Origin of the sequence: Streptomyces sp. NBC_00490 (assembly GCF_036013645.1) — a bacterium.
GTDB classification, from domain to species: Bacteria; Actinomycetota; Actinomycetes; order Streptomycetales; family Streptomycetaceae; genus Streptomyces; species Streptomyces canus_F.
This window is the reverse complement of the sequence record NZ_CP107869.1, coordinates 20,505-35,016: the sequence shown is the minus strand read 5'-3', so window position 1 is coordinate 35,016 and position 14,512 is coordinate 20,505. Positions and strand designations below refer to the sequence as shown.

Sequence of the window (14,512 nt, the reverse complement as noted above, 5' to 3'; positions counted from 1 at the left end):
TGCCAACCTGGCTTGGGCCAAAAGCCCAGCGGCAAACCGGTTCACCCTCGCGAGTGGCGTGGCGTGGCGTGGCGTGGCAGGCGGAGGGTCATGAGCAGGGTCATCGACCAGTAGATCATCGCCTCGGCGCTGCTGGTGCGGCGCTCGAAGTGCCGCGCCAGGCGGCGGGTGCGCATCAGGTGGGCGAAGAACCGCTCGACGACAGGCCAGGCAGAGTGGTGAGGCATTGTCCGGCTTCGGCAGTCGTCTCACAACCGGCTGCGCACGACGGGCCGGACCTGCGCAATCGACACCGCGGCGGCTACGCAATCGGCTACGGGCGACTGCGACGACTGCCGCAGACTGCCCCGGTCAGCCGGGCCCGGGGTGTACAGGTGAGGAGACGGTGCGCAGTCTGCGCAGCTGCGCGGTGGTGGCCGACTTCGCGCGTTGCGCAGTGACCAGCCGATTGCGGCGTCTTTCGGCCGTGATGACTGCGCAGGACTGTGACCGGCATGGTCGGGTGGTGGTACGGGCTGTTGGGGCCGTGGTCTGGTCTACGGTCGGCGACTGGGAGACGGTCGCCACCGACCTCGTGCAGCTCGTCCGCACAGGAGAGTGCGACGCCCTCGGCCTCGGACTGCCCGAGATCGGGCGCGCCCTCGTCTGCGTCGGCCCCACCAGCCACGTGCGGGCCTTCGATGCCGCCACCGACCAGGTCGTCACCTACGGGCCGCAGGAGCTCGCCGCCGTCCTGGCCGAGGTCGACAGGTTCCTCACCGGCCTCGTCGCCGAGCGGCAGTTGTGGCCGGGCAACGGTCTGCTTCCTCCGCTCTTCCGCCCCTGATGGCCTTTCACCAACTTCAGAAGCGGTCTGTCGGTCCGGTACATGCGGTCCTGGCCGTCGGCCTTGCCCTTACCTCTGACGAGGAACTGGCCATACGGATCGCCGTGCCGGGGTATGCGGCGTCGTCGGCCAGGGGGTTGCTGCCACCGCCGAGTACTAACGGCGTCACTCGCTCGCTGGGCACGCGGCGGTCGAGGTCGGGTCAGGTGGTGGGGTCGGTATGGGTGAGGAATCGGTCGGCGGGGCTGCCGAGTTGCAGTGTGGTCTGGTCGGCCGGTAGCTCGCCCATGGGGTGTCTGCGTTTGTCAGGTGGCGGAGATCGTTTTGAGTGCGAGGGCCCGCAGCGGGGCGATTTTGGTGCGTGCGGTGCCGTAGTAGACGGCGTTGGTGCAGATCACGAGGTAGCGGCCGGTGTCCGGGGCGAGGTAGAGGCTGGTGCCGGTGAAGCCGTGGTGGTAGGCCACGCGTCCGCCGGCGGCGAGGATCCAGGACAGGCCGCGGTCCAAGCCTGGTTCGATCGGGGCCTGGGGGACGAGGCTGGCCTGCAGCCACTCGCCCAGTCCGTGTTGGTCGCCGTCGCCGGGTGCTGCCAGGAGCTGCTGGGCGTACATGGCGAGGTCGGCGGCGGTGGAGAAGACCCCGGCGTGCCCGGCGATGCCGCCGAGCAGCGCGGCGTTGTCGTCGTGCGCGGCGCCCCAGATGCGCGGGGCACCGGCGATGCGCTGCTCGGTGGGGGCGACCTGGTGCGTGCGGGTGACGGGCCCGTACACGGTGGCGTCCATCCCGAGCGTCCGCCACAGGTCTGTGCCCAGCTGGTCCAGGGGGCGGTCGTTGATGTGGGCGAGGGCGAGGCCGAGCAGGATGTAGCCGCGGTTGATGTACCGGTGCTGGCCGGGGGCGTCTTCGAGTGGTTCGCGGCACAGGAGTTCGTGCAGCGGCAGCTGCGTGCCGCGGTAGTGGTCCAGGCGGGTGGAGGCCCTCAGCCCCGAAGTGTGGGCGATCAGCTCGCGGACGCTCGCTTCGCCGCTGGGGGTCTGGCTGTTCATCGGCGGCAAGATGTCGCGGATCGGGGCGTCGAGGTCGAGCAGCCCGGCGTCGAGTGCCTGGCCGATGAGGGGCCAGGTGGCGACGACCTTCGTCAGAGAGGCGATGTCGTACAGCGTGTCCCTATCGGGCTCGGCGGCGCCGCACTCGGGGGCGACCTGGCCCACGCACAGGAACTGCGGGGCGGCCTGCGTGGTGCCGTAGGCGAGAACACCGCCGGGGGTGGCGCCGTCGGTGACGACCTGGTCGAAGGTGTCCCACAGGCGGGCGGTGTCTTCAGCGGTGAACGGGACGGGCATCAAGGGCCTCCGGGGATGGTGGTGATCTCGGCTCCCAGCGTGGCGAGATGGGGCAGCAGATGGCCGTAGCCGCGCCGGAGGTGGAACATCCCTTGGATCGTAGAGGTGCCGTCGGCGGCCAGAGCGGCGATCACCAGCGCACTCACGGCACGGATGTCGCCGGCTGTCACGTCGGCGCCATGGAGCCGTGCAGGCCCGTGGACATGGATATGCGAGCCGGTGGCGGTGATGTCGGCGCCGAACGCGCGCAGCCCCTGTACGTGGGTGTCGCGGCGGGGATAGACCCGCTCACTGATCAGCGACGCGCCCCTGGCCCGCGTGAGCATCGCGGTCAGCTGCGGCGCCGTGTCGGTCGGCAGGCCCGGATGCGGGCCGGTCGCCGCCTCAACCGCCCGCAGCGGACCGTGCAGTTGGCTACGCACGCCGCCGCCCGGGACATCGGTCAGCGCGATGCCGACTGCGGTGAGGGCGCGGGCGAGGCCGTGGGGGAAGTCAGCGGCAGTGATGTTGTCGAGGCGAGCCGTGCCGCCGGTCACGGCGGCGGCCATGACCAGGGTGGCTGCCTCGATCCGGTCACCGGCGACCGCGAAGTCGCCGCCGGCGATCCAGTCGCTGCCCTGGACGTGCAGACCCTCTTGGTCGAAGCACACCAGGACACCGCGCTCTGCGAGGAAGCGGGCGGTCTCGGTGACCTCCGGCTCGACCGAGGGGTGGGTGATCAAGCTGGGGCCGCAGGTGCGGGCGGCCAGCAGCAGCGCCGTCACCGTCGCCCCCAGGCTCGGCCCGTACGGGGTGTTCACGTCGACGGTGAAGGCCCGGATTCCGCGGGGTCTGCACCGAGCGCGGATGCCGGTGTCGTGGGCGGTGACCTCGGCGCCGGCCGCCTGCATTGCCGCGAGGTGCCGGTCGATCAGCCGTGGGCAGAACGCGTCTCCGCCGGGAAAGGGGAAGGCGACTTGGCCGGTGCGGGCCAGGAGTGCGGCGGCCAGGACGGCGGTCGTGCGGACCCGGCGGCCGAGTTCGGGCTCGATGACCGGGCAGATGCCGCTCGCCGGGGACACCGTGAAGCGACCTTCGCGGTAGGTGACTTGAGCCCCGGTGTGGCGCAGGATCCGCGCGCATACCCCGGTGTCGATGATGTCCGGCGCTCCGGCCAGGGTGACCGGGGCGTCGGCCAGGAGGGCGGCCGCGTACAGGTGCAGCGCGATGTTCTTGCTGCCCTGTACCGGGATCCGGCCGGACAGCGTACGACCGCCAGTGATGTGTAAGAGGGTGCTGCCGCTGGCGCTGGTGTGGTGGGAGGCGCTGGTCACGGTCCTCACCGCACCCGGGAGCCGGCGGGCAGGAAGCCGCCGATGTGGCCGCGGGGGTAGACCACCGTGCCGGGCCCGATCAGCGTGCCGGGCGACAGGACCGTTCCGGCGGGCAGCGCGACCTCGTCTCCGACGATCGCGCCGAACTTCGTCTGCCCGGTGGTGATGCGCCGGCCGTCGAGGTTGACGGTGATCTCCTCGAGGGCCGGTTCGGTGACCGGTCCACGGTCGCACCGCAGTGCAGTGGTGGAGCAGAACGATCCGATGTTGACCCGGCGCCCGATCACCGAGTCGCCGATGAAGCACGGGTGCTTCATGAGGACGTCTCCGGCCAGCAGGCTGCGGGTGATCTCCGCGCCGAAGCCGATCCGGCAGCCGGGCCCGATCACGGTGTGGTCGCGGACCAGCGCGCCGGCCGCCACGACCGCGCCGTTGCAGATCAGTACCGGCCCAACCACTTGGGCGCCCGCCTCGATGCGGGCACCGGCCTGGACGACGACGTCGCCCTGGACCAGGGCGCCCTCCTCGACGACGCCGGAGTGCTCGTTGCGCAGACCTGCGGCGTCGTCGAGGTCTGCGGCCATGGCGGGCTTGATGTCGAAGACGCTGTGGCAGTTCTCCAGCAGGTCCGTGATGTACGGGCCGAGGCCGTCGGCCCGTACGTAGTAGGCGGGGGAGAGCCGGGCATCGGCCGCTCGCGCGGACAACGGGGCGGGGATCGCGGACTGCATCAGGACCTCCAAAGACGGACGGGGCGGCCCTGGGAGATGCGGGCCGTCTGCCGTTGAAGGTCGCCGCAAACGGCCCGCGGGCGGCAGGGGCGTTGCCCTGGTCCGCAAAGACGTTTGCGTCCGATGCAAAGCACCTGTCCGGGGTGCAGTCCCAGGACTACGGTGAGAGCGGCGCGGCCTCGGCTATCGGCGGAAACGAGGTACGGATGCGGTCAACAGAGCACGAGCGCCTTCTGAGGCCGATGTGACGCCGGGGGAGCTGGTACGTCAGACCCGGCAGGCGAAGGGCCTCACCCTCGCCAAACTGGGCACGTTGACCGGCTACTCCGGGGCCCAGGTCTCCCGCTACGAGCGGGGAATCTCACCCATGACCGACGTCGCCGTTCTGCGACGGTTCGCCGACGCCCTCGAACTGCCCCACCAGGCGCTCGGCCTCGCGCCTCCCGCACCCCGGCCGGAGATGCGACACGGTCAGCCGATCGGGGCAACTGCAGCCTTCCCCCGGATACCCGCCCATAGGCTGGGTAGTTCAGGACGGGGGGACGGTGAAGATCCTTTGCGGCGACGGAAGTTGATCACGGGGCTGGCGGCCACGGCCGCCGCAGCGGCCGGCTCCCCATTCCTCGGTAACGGGGCCGCCCAGGCAGACGAGGCACTCCTCGGAGATTTGATCGTCGCCCGTCTGCGTGATGCCATGCTCGGCCTCGGACCAGCCCACACACTGCCACCGTCCGAGACACTCTCAACAGACTTCACTCGCGCGCTCGCCGATTTCGACGCCTGCCGCTACGCCGGCCTCGCTGTCCGTCTGCCTCGCCTCATCCGTGCCGGGCACGCGCTCACCGACAGTGCCGGGGGCGCGGATGACTACGTACTGCTGGCCAAGTGCTACCTCCTGGCGACCCGCATGCTCGTCAAGATGGATGAGCAGCAGCTCGGCTGGATGGCCGCCGACCGCGCCCGCCAACTCGCCGAAGCCGGCGGCGAGGTCCTCACCGTCGCCGAGTCCGCCCGGCAACTGGCCGTCCTGGCGCGAAAGGCCGGATGGCACCAGCAAGCCCTGTCGATCGCTCTGAGCGCCGCCGACCACCCGGACCTGCGCAGCGCCGGGCGCGCGGGAGCAGCGGCACGAGGGCTCCTGGTCCAGAGTGCCTCCTACACCCTGGCCAGGCGCGGCGACCGAGAAGGCATGCGAGAGCTGACCGACGAGGCCGCCGCCATCGCCACACAGCTCGGCGGCGCCACCCTGCTCCGCGACCACGGCGGCGGCTTCAGCCCCCTGACCGTGCAACTCCACCGAATCAGCGCCGAGAACCACGCAGGTGACCCCCAGGCCGCACTGGCCGCTGCCCGCACCATCCCGCTGAAGGCACTGCCCAGCGTCGAGCGCCGCTCCCGTGCCCTCGGAGACATCGCCGTCACCTACGACCGCCTCGGCCGCCGCAGCGACTGCGTGCGAACCCTCTTGGCGGCAGAGCGCTGCGCTCCCGAGGAAACCCATGCCCGTCCCGCGACGAAGGCGCTGATCTCCAGCCTGCTGGTCTCAGGGCCGACATCGATGGAGCTGCGCGGCCTCGCCGAGCGCAGCGGCGTTCTAGTCTGATCAGGAAGCCCCGAGATGCCGCCCAGGACGCATGCGACCACGCGCTCGCGGTGAGAACCCCAGGCCCGCAGCCTTCAGGGAGTTCCCCAGGCACGACCGGGCACTGTCAGAGCGTCAGCCTGGTGTGCTGCTCGGCGGTTACCTTCGCTTCCACCTGGACCAGGCCCTGCACTACATCGGCATCGCCCGCACCCACCGGCACGGTCGACTCCCCGATGCAGCGGGTGCGGTTGGACACCGCCTACGGGTACATCCTTCTGTCGATGCGCCGGCCCGCAATGATGGGCTGTCCGTCCTCGACCAGCCGGCACAGGAGGCACCCCGGCAGTTCGGGCTGTGCCACCAGCTGCGCAGCATCGAGGGCATCCGAAACGGTCGGCAAGGATGAGCCAGGGAGTGCCAGTGCCGCAGCACCAGCAGCGCCAGATCACCGACGAACAGTTCCACGACGCGACGCTGATCTGGAACTACCACCAGATGGGACACGAACTGCGCCCCTGCTCGGCGGCGATCGGCCTGGGCAGCCACGACCTCGGCGTCGCGAGTGCGGCCGCCGACCTCTACCGTGCCGGCCTCTTTCCGGTCGTGGTGTTCAGCGGCGGCAACAGCCCCACCACCCGGTCCCGTTTCCCGCGCGGAGAGGCCGTGCACTACCGGGAGCACGCCCTCGGCCTGGGAGTTCCGGACGAGGCGATCCTGGTGGAGCCGAAGGCCGCGAACACCGGCCAGAACATCACGTTCTCCCGCGAGTTGCTGGCCGAGGCCGGCGTTCAGGCGGACTCGCTGCTGCTGGTCTCCAAGCCGTACATGGAGCGCCGCTCGTATGCGACCTGCCGCAAGCTGTGGCCCGAGGCCGAGGTTGTGTGCGCCTCCGGGCCGCTGGAGTTGGACGACTACATCACGTCCATCGGGGACGAGAAGCTCGTCGTCGACATGCTCGTCGGCGACCTGCAACGGGTGATCGAGTACCCGAAGCTCGGCTTCGCCGTCGAGCAGGACGTACCGGGGGATGTACATGACGCTTACGAGCGCCTCCTGCAGACCGGGTTCGACAGCCGCCTCATCGGCACCTGACGCGCCTGCCTTCAGGCGGGCTGGTGGCAGCTTGCCTCTGCTGGAAGGGAGCGCGGTGAAGATGACGTCTCGTCAGGGGCCCGACCTCTACGCTGAACTATTCAGCGCAGCACGGTTCGGCGTGCGGGGGCGTAATGGGTGCGGGTGCGGGGGCGTCTGACGGGATGTCGGATCGGCGGTGGTTCATCAGTCATGCGGGGGCGGATCGTGCGTGGGCGGAATGGGTGGGCTGGCAGCTTCTGGATGCCGGGCATGAGATCGAGCTGGACTACTGGGACTGGGGTGCGGGCGACAACTTCATTCTGAAGATGAACGCCGCCCTCGAGCGGGGTCGGCTGTTGGCGTTGTTCTCTCCGGCTTATTTCGAGCCTGAGCGGTTCACGACGCCGGAGTGGACTGCGGTGGTGGCGATGCGGGAGAAGATCACCCCCGTGCGGCTGTCCGCGGTGGAGCCGCCGGCGATCCTGCGCCCGCTGCTGAGCCGGGACCTGTTCGGCTTGAGCACGGCTGAGGCGCGCAGGGTGCTGCTGGAGGCAGTCAACGGCCCGTCCCGGCCGGATACGGAGCCGCCCTTCCCGGGCTCGGATGGAGCGTTGTGGCAGGTCGGTACCAGCGGCCCGCGTCTGCCCGGGAGTCTGCCGCGGGTATGGAACCTGCCTGCCCGAAATGCCTCTTTCGTCGGCCGGGATAGTTTCCTCGTACGGCTGCGCCAGGTGCTGTCTGCGGACAGTCGGGTGGCCGTGCAGGCTCTGCACGGCCGCGGCGGGGTAGGGAAAACCCAGCTGGCCATTGAGTACGCGTATCGGTTCGCGGGAGAGTATGAGTTGGCTTGGTGGATCCCGGCCGAGGACCCGGCTTTGATCCCTGATCAGCTCGCCGTTCTCGCCGCCCGGATCGGTGCGGCACCCGCTGGCACGCTGCCGGGCGAGGCGGTTGAACTGTTGCTGGGGGAGCTGCGGACGCGCTCCCGGTGGCTGCTGGTCTTCGACAACGCCGAAGACCCTGAAGCCCTGGCCTCCTACTTACCTGGCGGTAGCGGGCATGTGCTGATCACCTCCCGCAACCCCGACTGGCAGATGTGCGCCACAGCTTTAGGCGTTGACATCTTCACCCGTACCGAATTCCGCCACCTGCTGCGCACTCACCACACCGCCCTGGACGAAGCGGACGCCGACCGACTCGCCCGGGCCCTGGACGATCTACCCCTCGCGCTCGCACAGGCCAGCTCCCTGCTCACCAGCGGCCTGTCAGTCACGGATCTGAAGAGCGAACTGGCCGCAAACACGGCGGCAGTGCTGGCGGCGGGCCGCCCGGCGGGATACCCGGTGTCGCTGGCCGCGCAAGTCCGCCTGACTACCGTCCGCCTGCAAGGCGAACGGCCAGGTGCATTTGTGCTGCTGTCGGCGCTGGCGCTGCTGGCCCCCGAACCCTTTCCCGTCACCGCCTGCGCAGGCCACCTTCCGGATGAGGCCTGCGCGCCGCTGGCCGAGGCTTTGATATCGCGCCTGACAGCTGGCGCGGTCCTGCAGGCGATCAGTCGACATGGTCTGGCCCGGGTTCAGGATGGCACCGTGCAACTGCACCGTCTGATCCAGACCGTGCTAACTGACGAACTCACGCCAAACCAGCTGTGCCAGGCCGGCCGGGATGCTGAAGCACTCCTGACCGCCGCCGAACCAGGCGGCGTCGAGCATCCCTCGACATGGTCCGACTGGCGGGTGCTGCTGCCCCACCTCCTCACCGTCGACCCAACTCTGATCACCACCGTGGCGGGACAGCGCATGGTCCGCAACGCCTGCTGGCACTTGATGGATCGCGGCCAGGCCCACACGGCTCGGGACCGCTTGAAGCAGTTGTACGACGTCTGGTCCAGCCTCCTGGGCCCGGACCATGAATGCACCTTGAAAACCGCCCACTTCCTCGCCCGTGCCTACGACGACACCCAGGATCACGAGCGTGCCCGCGCCTTGGATGAGGACACCCTTGAGCGGCGCCGTCGCCTCTTGGGGAAAGACCACCCAGAAACCCTGGGAACGGCGGGCCACTTGGCTATCCGGCTGGCGGCTTTGGGGCGATTTGAGGAGGCGCATGCGCTAGAGCGTGTCTCTTTGAATGGTTGGTCAGTTGATCTGATGTGTCCGTCCGATTAGTGATCACTGATGTGATGTGGGACCGGATCGAGCCGCTGATGCCGGCCGATCCGGTCCGCGGTCGGCGTTGGGCCGATCACCGCCGCACCTTGGAAGCCATCGCGTGGAAGTACCGAACGGGCTCACCCTGGCGGGACCTGCCCGACGAGCTCGGCTCGTTCAGGACCGCCCATAAACGGCTGATCAGGTGGGCCGTCGACGGAACCTGGGAACGCATCCTTGGCGCGATGCTGGCAGCAGCCGAGAGGGCAGACGACATCGGCTGGACTGTGTCGGTGGACTCCACCGTGTGCAGGGCTCACCAGCATTCCGCCGGAGCCAGGAAAAGGGGGCTCCAGGCCCGGCCGAACCCGACGACCACGCGCTCGGACGCTCCCGCGGCGGCCTGAGCACAAAGGTCCACCTCGCCAGCGACAGCCGTGCACGGCCCCTGGCCCTCCGCGTCACCGCAGGCCAGGCAGGCGACGCCCCAGCTTTCGAGACCGTCATGGCCGCCATCCGTGTTCCGCGAAGCGGACCCGGGAGACCGAGGACCCGGCCTGATGCCGTCCTCGCGGACCGCGCGTACTCGTCCCGCGCGATCCGCAGTCACCTCCGCCAACGCGGCATCCACGCCGTCATCCCCCAGCCGTCCGACCAGATCGGCCACCGTCTGCGGCGAGGCAGTGCCGGCGGCCGACCGCCGTCCTTCGACGCGGAGGAGTACAAGCAGCGCAACTCGGTCGAGCGATGCATCGCCCGGCTCAAGCAGTGGCGCGGCCTGGCCATGCGAACGGACAAGCTCGCCATCGCCTACCAGGCCGCACTCCACCTCGCCGCAATCCTCATCTGGGCCCGGCGATAAACAGCCGTCAGCAGTGGAAACCCCAACGAGCGTCCGCAGGTGAAGAGCCAGTACCGACGTGCTCCACGACGCTGAACGCCATGCGCACGGGGGCGGACGGTGCCCTCACCCGGATGTCACGCGGCTAGTCCCGCTCGACGGGCAGGAACGCCCAGCAATTCTCGAGGTCTCCGCTGGAAGGCACCAGCTCGAGCTCTGGCGGGAAGATCAGCTTCGGCGAAATTACCGCCACCAGAGACTCCTCGTCATCTGCAACACCGATGCTGAAGGCTGGCGGGGATACCTTCTGCGGAGCCAGGGTGATCTTCCACTCACGGGTGGGGAAATCACTCACCGGCCCCAGGATCAGCCTCTCGCCTTTCTCCGCCTCCTTGCAACTCAGGGAACGAGAGGGGAAGAGGCGGGCAGGGATCTGGATGGCGGCGAGGCCGTCCTCGCGGACCTCCACGCTCCACTCTTGCTCCCTTTCCGGCGCAGCCCCCGGAGGTGCAACGGTGACACCTTGTTCCCCGGCTGTGAGGACCCGCGAATCGGGGCCCTCGCCGGGCCAGCTGACGATGCGATATACGCCAGAGCGCAAGGCTCCCATGGGTGACTCCTTCATCTGGTGATTGCCGCGGCCCGCGACCGGCTCCGGTCGACAGCTTCCCGCGGCGACAAGTGATCCGGACCGCAGAGCGGCCGGACTACCGGGCAACGCTGCACAAGCCCTGAAGATGCGCCACAAGGCGGCAAACCACCCGTACGCGGGAAAACCCTGGGGACCACGGGATCAGCCTCAGCAGGACGTCTTTCCGCGCGGGCCACAGGCGGACGTGCCGTACGCCGGAGCTGCCCGCCTACCCCACTCGACTCATCAAGGAGACAGACCCTAGACGAGGAGACACTATTGCGGCAGCGCCGGGTGTTGGGTGAGGACCACCCTGACACCCTGGTGACCGCGTCCAACCTGGCCATTCGGCTGAACCGGCTAGGTCGGGTGGAGGAGGCGCGAGTGCTGGGTGAGGAGACGCTACTGCGGCAGCGTCGGGTGCGGGGAGAGGAGCACCCTGACACCTTGGCTACTGCGGCCATCGTGGTCGTCTGCTTGGCCGGGCTGGGTCGGGTGGAGGAGGCGCGAGTGCTGGCTGAGGAGACGTTGCTCCGACGCCGCCGAGTGCTGGGTGAAGGCCACCCCGACACGCTGGCCACAGCGTCCAACCTGGCCGTTTGCTTGGCCCGGTTGGGTCGGGTGGAGGAGGCGCGAGTGCTGGGTGAGGAGACGTTGCTCCGACGGCGCCGGGCGTTGGGTGAAAGGGCACCCCGAGACCTTGGATTCCAATGAGTTGTTGGAGTGGCTGGCGATACGAACTGGTGAAATGAAGGGTTGAGCATGTCAATGCCCTTGAGACCTGACACTGGGCGGAGCTCGGAGCTCGGAGCTCGGAGACGGCCAGGCCCCGCCAGGGTCCGGACCTCTACGCTGGACTATTCAGCACGGCTCGGGGTGCGGGGGCGTAATGGGTGCGGGGGCGTCTGACGGGATGTCGGATCGGCGGTGGTTCATCAGTCATGCGGGGGCGGATCGTGCGTGGGCGGAATGGGTGGGCTGGCAGCTTCTGGATGCCGGGCATGAGATCGAGCTGGACTACTGGGACTGGGGTGCGGGCGACAACTTCATTCTGAAGATGAACGCGGCCCTGGAGCGGGGCCGGTTTTTGGCGTTGTTCTCTCCGGCGTATTTCGAGCCGGAGCGGTTCACCACCCCGGAGTGGACCGCCATGGTCGCCCGGAAGGAGAAGATCACCCCGGTCCGGATCGCCCAGGCCACCGTGCCGGCGATCTTGAGCTTCCTCCTGGCCCCGGACGTGTTCGGGCTGGACGAACACGCCGCGCGTGAGGCGTTGTTGCGGGCGATCGAGGGTCCGTCCCGGCCTACCCGGGCGCCGTCGCGGCCGCCGGGGATGCTGGCCCGGGTGAGCGGCAGCGGCCCGCGGCTGCCCGGGAGTCTGCCGCGGGCGTGGAATGTGCCGGCCCGCAACGCGGCCTTCACCGGCCGCGACGGCATGCTGGTCAGGGTGCGCGAGGCGCTGGCGTCCGGGCAGCGGGTGGCGGTCCAGGCCCTGCACGGCCGGGGCGGGGTCGGCAAGACGCAGCTGGCGATTGAGTACGCGCACCGGTTCGCGGGTGAGTACGAGCTGGTGTGGTGGGTGGCCTCGGAAGACCCCACGCTCATCCCCGACCAGCTCGCCGCGCTCGCCCTCCACACGGGTGCCGCGCCCGCGGGTACACCGTCCGCCGACGCGGTTTCCGCGCTGCTCGCAGAGCTGCGGACACGTTCACGCTGGCTGTTGGTGTTCGACAACGCCGAAGACCCCGACGCGCTCGCCCCGTTCCTGCCCGGCGGCCCCGGGCACGTGCTGATCACCTCCCGCAACCCCCACTGGCACAACTACGCTGTCCCCCTCGACGTCGACACCCTCTCCCGCACTGAGTCGGTGGCGTTGCTGCGTGCCCAGGGCGCGCTCCTGGCCGACGCGGACGCCGACGACATCGCCGCCACCCTGGACGATCTGCCGTTGGCGTTGGCGCAGGCGGCCGCTCTGCTGACGATCCACGGCCTGTCGGCCGCGGACCTGAAGGCCGAGCTGGCACGCAGCACGGCCGAAGTGCTGGATGCGGACCCGCCGGACGGATACCCGGTCTCGCTGGCCGCACAGGTACGCCTGACCACCGCCCGTCTGGCAGCCAACCATCCCGGCGCGGCTGCCTTGCTGGCTGCCCTGGCTTTGCTGGCTCCCGAGCCCTTCCCCGCCACCACCTGCACGGGAAACCTACCCGCTGAGACCTCCCCGCCCCTGCAGGAGGCCTGCGCCAGCCGTCTGGCCGCCGGCAAAGCCCTACGAGCCATCGGCCGGCACAGCCTGGCCCGGGTCCACAACGGCACCCTCCAACTGCACCGCCTCACCCAGGAGATACTTGCGGGCCAGATGACCAGCCCCGAACACGACCAGGCGGTGGCCGACGCCGAAGCACTCCTTGCCGCGGCCAACCCCGGAGCCCCCGGTGAGCCGTGGTCTTGGCCGGCCTGGCAGGTTCTGCTCCCGCACGCCCTGGCCTTCGACCCTGCCCGGCTCACCACCAGCCGGGGCCGGGACGTGGTGGGGGATGCGTGCTGGTATCTGATGGACCGCGCTCAGGCCCGCCCGGCCAGGGAATGCCTGCAACGGTTGTACGACGCCTGCCTGCAGCAGCTGGGCCCTGACCACGACGGCACCCTGCGGGCCGCCCACCGCCTGGCCCGCGCCTACGACGACACCCAGGACCATGAACGCGCCCGCGCCCTGGACGAAGGCAGCCTCGCCCGCAGTCGACGCCTCCACGGTGACGACCACCCCGACACTCTGGCCAGTGCCAACAACCTTGCCATCCGGCTGTGGGCGTTGGGGCGGTACGAGGAAGCCCTCGCCCTGGACGAGAAGACGCTGCAGACGCGCCGTCAGGTGTCGGGGCCGGAGCATCCGCACACACTGCTCACGGCGACCGGACTGGCCGTCCGGTTGGCGGAGGTGGGGCGGGTGGAGGAGGCGCGGGTGTTGGGGGAGGAGACGCTTGCGGTGCAGCGTCGGGTGTTGGGGCCGGAGCATCCGGACACGCTGCGCACGGCGTACAACCTGGCGATCCGGTTGGCGGAGGTGGGGCGGGTGGAGGCGGCGGTGGTGTTGGGTGAGGAGACGCTGGCGGCGCGGCGTCGGGTGTTGGGATTGGAGCATCCGCACACGCTGAGTACGGCGTACAACCTGGCCGTTGACCTGATGGCTGTGGGTCGGGTGGGGGAGGCGCGCGTGCTGGGTGAGGAGACGCTGGAGGTGCGACGTCAGGTGTTGGGAGAAGGCCACCCCGATACCCAGAGGACAGCCGATTGGTTGGCGTCGTTGGGCGAAGAACCGGAGAGTCCCGGGGCAGGGGAGTGACCCCGCCACTGGCCGCTCCCGCACCGTCTACCAGCGCATCCCCAACGTGTTGAGGGCTTCACGGCGTTCGGGGCTCAGCTTGGCGGCCCTGCGGCGTGCGTTGGCGATGAACGACCCCAGATGTGCGCGGACGGCGTAGCCGCCGGTCAGCACGAGAGGGTAGGGGGAGCCGAGGGCGATGACGCTGCCAGGAGCCGCGCGTGCAGTTGGGGCATGTCCATGTTCACGCGGCCGCCCGGCCGCGGGCGGCAAGCTGAGGAAAGGCGTCTTCCCAGACGGTGCGCACGGTGCGGCCGACGAGACGGCGCAGTGTCGGCCACAGTTCCAGCAGGACGTCCTGGTTCAGCAAAGACGTGAGGTCCTCGCGCAGGCCTTCGTGCAACACAGTGCGGTACAGGCCCATCCGCCGGCGCGGGTTGTCCAGGTCGTAGGACGTCATCCCGGACCACGCCACGTGCAGCGGAAGGTCCACCACACCGCGCGCGGGGCCCTGCAGTTCGTCCAGGGACGCGGGCAGACGCTGCTGGAACTTGCGCCGGTACAGCGCCAGGTCCTCCGCGACCGCTCCAGCCGGATCAGGTCTCGGGGTGGGGGAGTGCGCACGGGCTGCCATGCCTCCATTATGACGGCGGGCGTGGCGGACCCTGGGCGGGACGGTGCCCCCGTGCCGCGGCC

14 protein-coding genes and 1 pseudogene are annotated in these 14,512 nt (G+C 69.7%); 8 read left to right on the top strand and 7 right to left on the bottom strand.

Features of this window, described 5'->3' with window-relative positions; all coding sequences use genetic code 11:
- Window positions 1-41: 41 nt before the first annotated feature.
- Complete coding sequence (locus OG381_RS00180) at window positions 42-227, bottom strand: hypothetical protein (protein WP_327714007.1); 186 nt, start codon at window positions 225-227, stop codon at window positions 42-44.
- Between the two features lie 299 nt (window positions 228-526).
- On the opposite strand from OG381_RS00180, the gene OG381_RS00175 reads away from it, so the two are divergent.
- Entirely contained in the window at window positions 527-826 is a 300-nt protein-coding gene (locus tag OG381_RS00175) for a hypothetical protein (protein WP_327714006.1), read from the top strand.
- Between the two features lie 305 nt (window positions 827-1,131).
- On the opposite strand, the gene OG381_RS00170 is transcribed toward OG381_RS00175, so the two are convergent.
- From OG381_RS00170 to OG381_RS00160, 3 genes are read right to left on the bottom strand one after another with little or no spacing between them, the layout of a single operon-like run.
- Entirely contained in the window at window positions 1,132-2,169 is a 1,038-nt protein-coding gene (locus OG381_RS00170; protein ID WP_327714005.1) for a serine hydrolase domain-containing protein, read from the bottom strand.
- On the bottom strand, window positions 2,169-3,482 hold the full coding sequence (locus OG381_RS00165; RefSeq protein WP_327714004.1) for a UDP-N-acetylglucosamine 1-carboxyvinyltransferase: 1,314 nt from the start codon (window positions 3,480-3,482) through the stop codon (window positions 2,169-2,171). Before OG381_RS00165 ends, OG381_RS00170 begins: the two co-directional genes overlap by 1 nt.
- Window positions 3,483-3,487: 5 nt before the next feature.
- Window positions 3,488-4,213, bottom strand: coding sequence for a hypothetical protein (locus OG381_RS00160; protein ID WP_327714003.1), 726 nt, complete (start codon window positions 4,211-4,213; stop codon window positions 3,488-3,490).
- A 244-nt stretch (window positions 4,214-4,457) separates the two neighbouring features.
- Between OG381_RS00160 and OG381_RS00155 the strand changes: the two genes are divergently transcribed.
- From OG381_RS00155 to OG381_RS00135, 5 genes and pseudogenes are all read left to right on the top strand, one after another.
- A complete protein-coding gene (locus OG381_RS00155; protein WP_327714002.1) occupies window positions 4,458-5,816 on the top strand; it encodes a helix-turn-helix domain-containing protein in 1,359 nt (452 codons plus the stop codon).
- A 154-nt stretch (window positions 5,817-5,970) separates the two neighbouring features.
- Window positions 5,971-6,204 (top strand): annotated as a pseudogene (locus tag OG381_RS00150) (hypothetical protein); the annotation flags it as partial.
- Window positions 6,201-6,890 carry a YdcF family protein gene (locus tag OG381_RS00145; protein ID WP_327714001.1) on the top strand — a complete coding sequence of 230 codons (690 nt, stop codon included), beginning with the start codon at window positions 6,201-6,203 and terminating at the stop codon, window positions 6,888-6,890. The pseudogene OG381_RS00150 and the gene OG381_RS00145, both read left to right, overlap by 4 nt.
- Before the next feature lie 134 nt (window positions 6,891-7,024).
- Window positions 7,025-9,040 carry an FxSxx-COOH system tetratricopeptide repeat protein gene (gene fxsT, locus OG381_RS00140; protein ID WP_327714000.1) on the top strand — a complete coding sequence of 672 codons (2,016 nt, stop codon included), beginning with the start codon at window positions 7,025-7,027 and terminating at the stop codon, window positions 9,038-9,040.
- A 14-nt stretch (window positions 9,041-9,054) separates the two neighbouring features.
- Window positions 9,055-9,884 (top strand): IS5 family transposase gene (locus OG381_RS00135; protein ID WP_443062014.1). Its coding sequence is split into 2 segments (ribosomal slippage): window positions 9,055-9,393 and window positions 9,396-9,884, totalling 828 coding nucleotides; the frame shifts between segments, so codons are not numbered across the junction.
- A 124-nt stretch (window positions 9,885-10,008) separates the two neighbouring features.
- Here OG381_RS00135 and OG381_RS00130 read toward each other — a convergent pair.
- Window positions 10,009-10,473 carry a hypothetical protein gene (locus OG381_RS00130; RefSeq protein ID WP_327713998.1) on the bottom strand — a complete coding sequence of 155 codons (465 nt, stop codon included), beginning with the start codon at window positions 10,471-10,473 and terminating at the stop codon, window positions 10,009-10,011.
- A gap of 168 nt (window positions 10,474-10,641) precedes the next feature.
- On the opposite strand from OG381_RS00130, the gene OG381_RS49415 reads away from it, so the two are divergent.
- Window positions 10,642-11,208 carry a tetratricopeptide repeat protein gene (locus OG381_RS49415; protein ID WP_443062013.1) on the top strand — a complete coding sequence of 189 codons (567 nt, stop codon included), beginning with the start codon at window positions 10,642-10,644 and terminating at the stop codon, window positions 11,206-11,208.
- A 175-nt stretch (window positions 11,209-11,383) separates the two neighbouring features.
- Complete coding sequence (fxsT, locus tag OG381_RS00125; RefSeq protein ID WP_327713997.1) at window positions 11,384-13,837, top strand: FxSxx-COOH system tetratricopeptide repeat protein; 2,454 nt, start codon at window positions 11,384-11,386, stop codon at window positions 13,835-13,837.
- A 27-nt stretch (window positions 13,838-13,864) separates the two neighbouring features.
- On the opposite strand, the gene OG381_RS00120 is transcribed toward fxsT (OG381_RS00125), so the two are convergent.
- Window positions 13,865-13,990, bottom strand: coding sequence for a helicase associated domain-containing protein (locus OG381_RS00120; RefSeq protein WP_327722765.1), 126 nt, complete (start codon window positions 13,988-13,990; stop codon window positions 13,865-13,867).
- A gap of 70 nt (window positions 13,991-14,060) precedes the next feature.
- Window positions 14,061-14,450: a hypothetical protein gene (locus tag OG381_RS00115; RefSeq protein WP_327713996.1), complete on the bottom strand. Its 390-nt coding sequence runs from the start codon at window positions 14,448-14,450 to the stop codon at window positions 14,061-14,063.
- Window positions 14,451-14,512: the final 62 nt, after the last annotated feature.

Bases quoted from the DNA above. Each gene is read 5' to 3' on its own strand.
- OG381_RS00160 (WP_327714003.1), bottom strand. From the start codon at position 4,213: ATGCAGTCCGCGATCCCCGCCCCGTTGTCCGCGCGAGCGGCCGATGCC.
- OG381_RS00130 (WP_327713998.1), bottom strand. From the start codon at position 10,473: ATGGGAGCCTTGCGCTCTGGCGTATATCGCATCGTCAGCTGGCCCGGC.
- OG381_RS00170 (WP_327714005.1), bottom strand. From the start codon at position 2,169: ATGCCCGTCCCGTTCACCGCTGAAGACACCGCCCGCCTGTGGGACACC.
- OG381_RS00145 (WP_327714001.1), top strand. From the start codon at position 6,201: ATGAGCCAGGGAGTGCCAGTGCCGCAGCACCAGCAGCGCCAGATCACC.
- OG381_RS00115 (WP_327713996.1), bottom strand. From the start codon at position 14,450: ATGGCAGCCCGTGCGCACTCCCCCACCCCGAGACCTGATCCGGCTGGA.
- fxsT (WP_327713997.1), top strand. From the start codon at position 11,384: ATGGGTGCGGGGGCGTCTGACGGGATGTCGGATCGGCGGTGGTTCATC.
- fxsT (WP_327714000.1), top strand. From the start codon at position 7,025: ATGGGTGCGGGTGCGGGGGCGTCTGACGGGATGTCGGATCGGCGGTGG.
- OG381_RS00180 (WP_327714007.1), bottom strand. From the start codon at position 227: ATGCCTCACCACTCTGCCTGGCCTGTCGTCGAGCGGTTCTTCGCCCAC.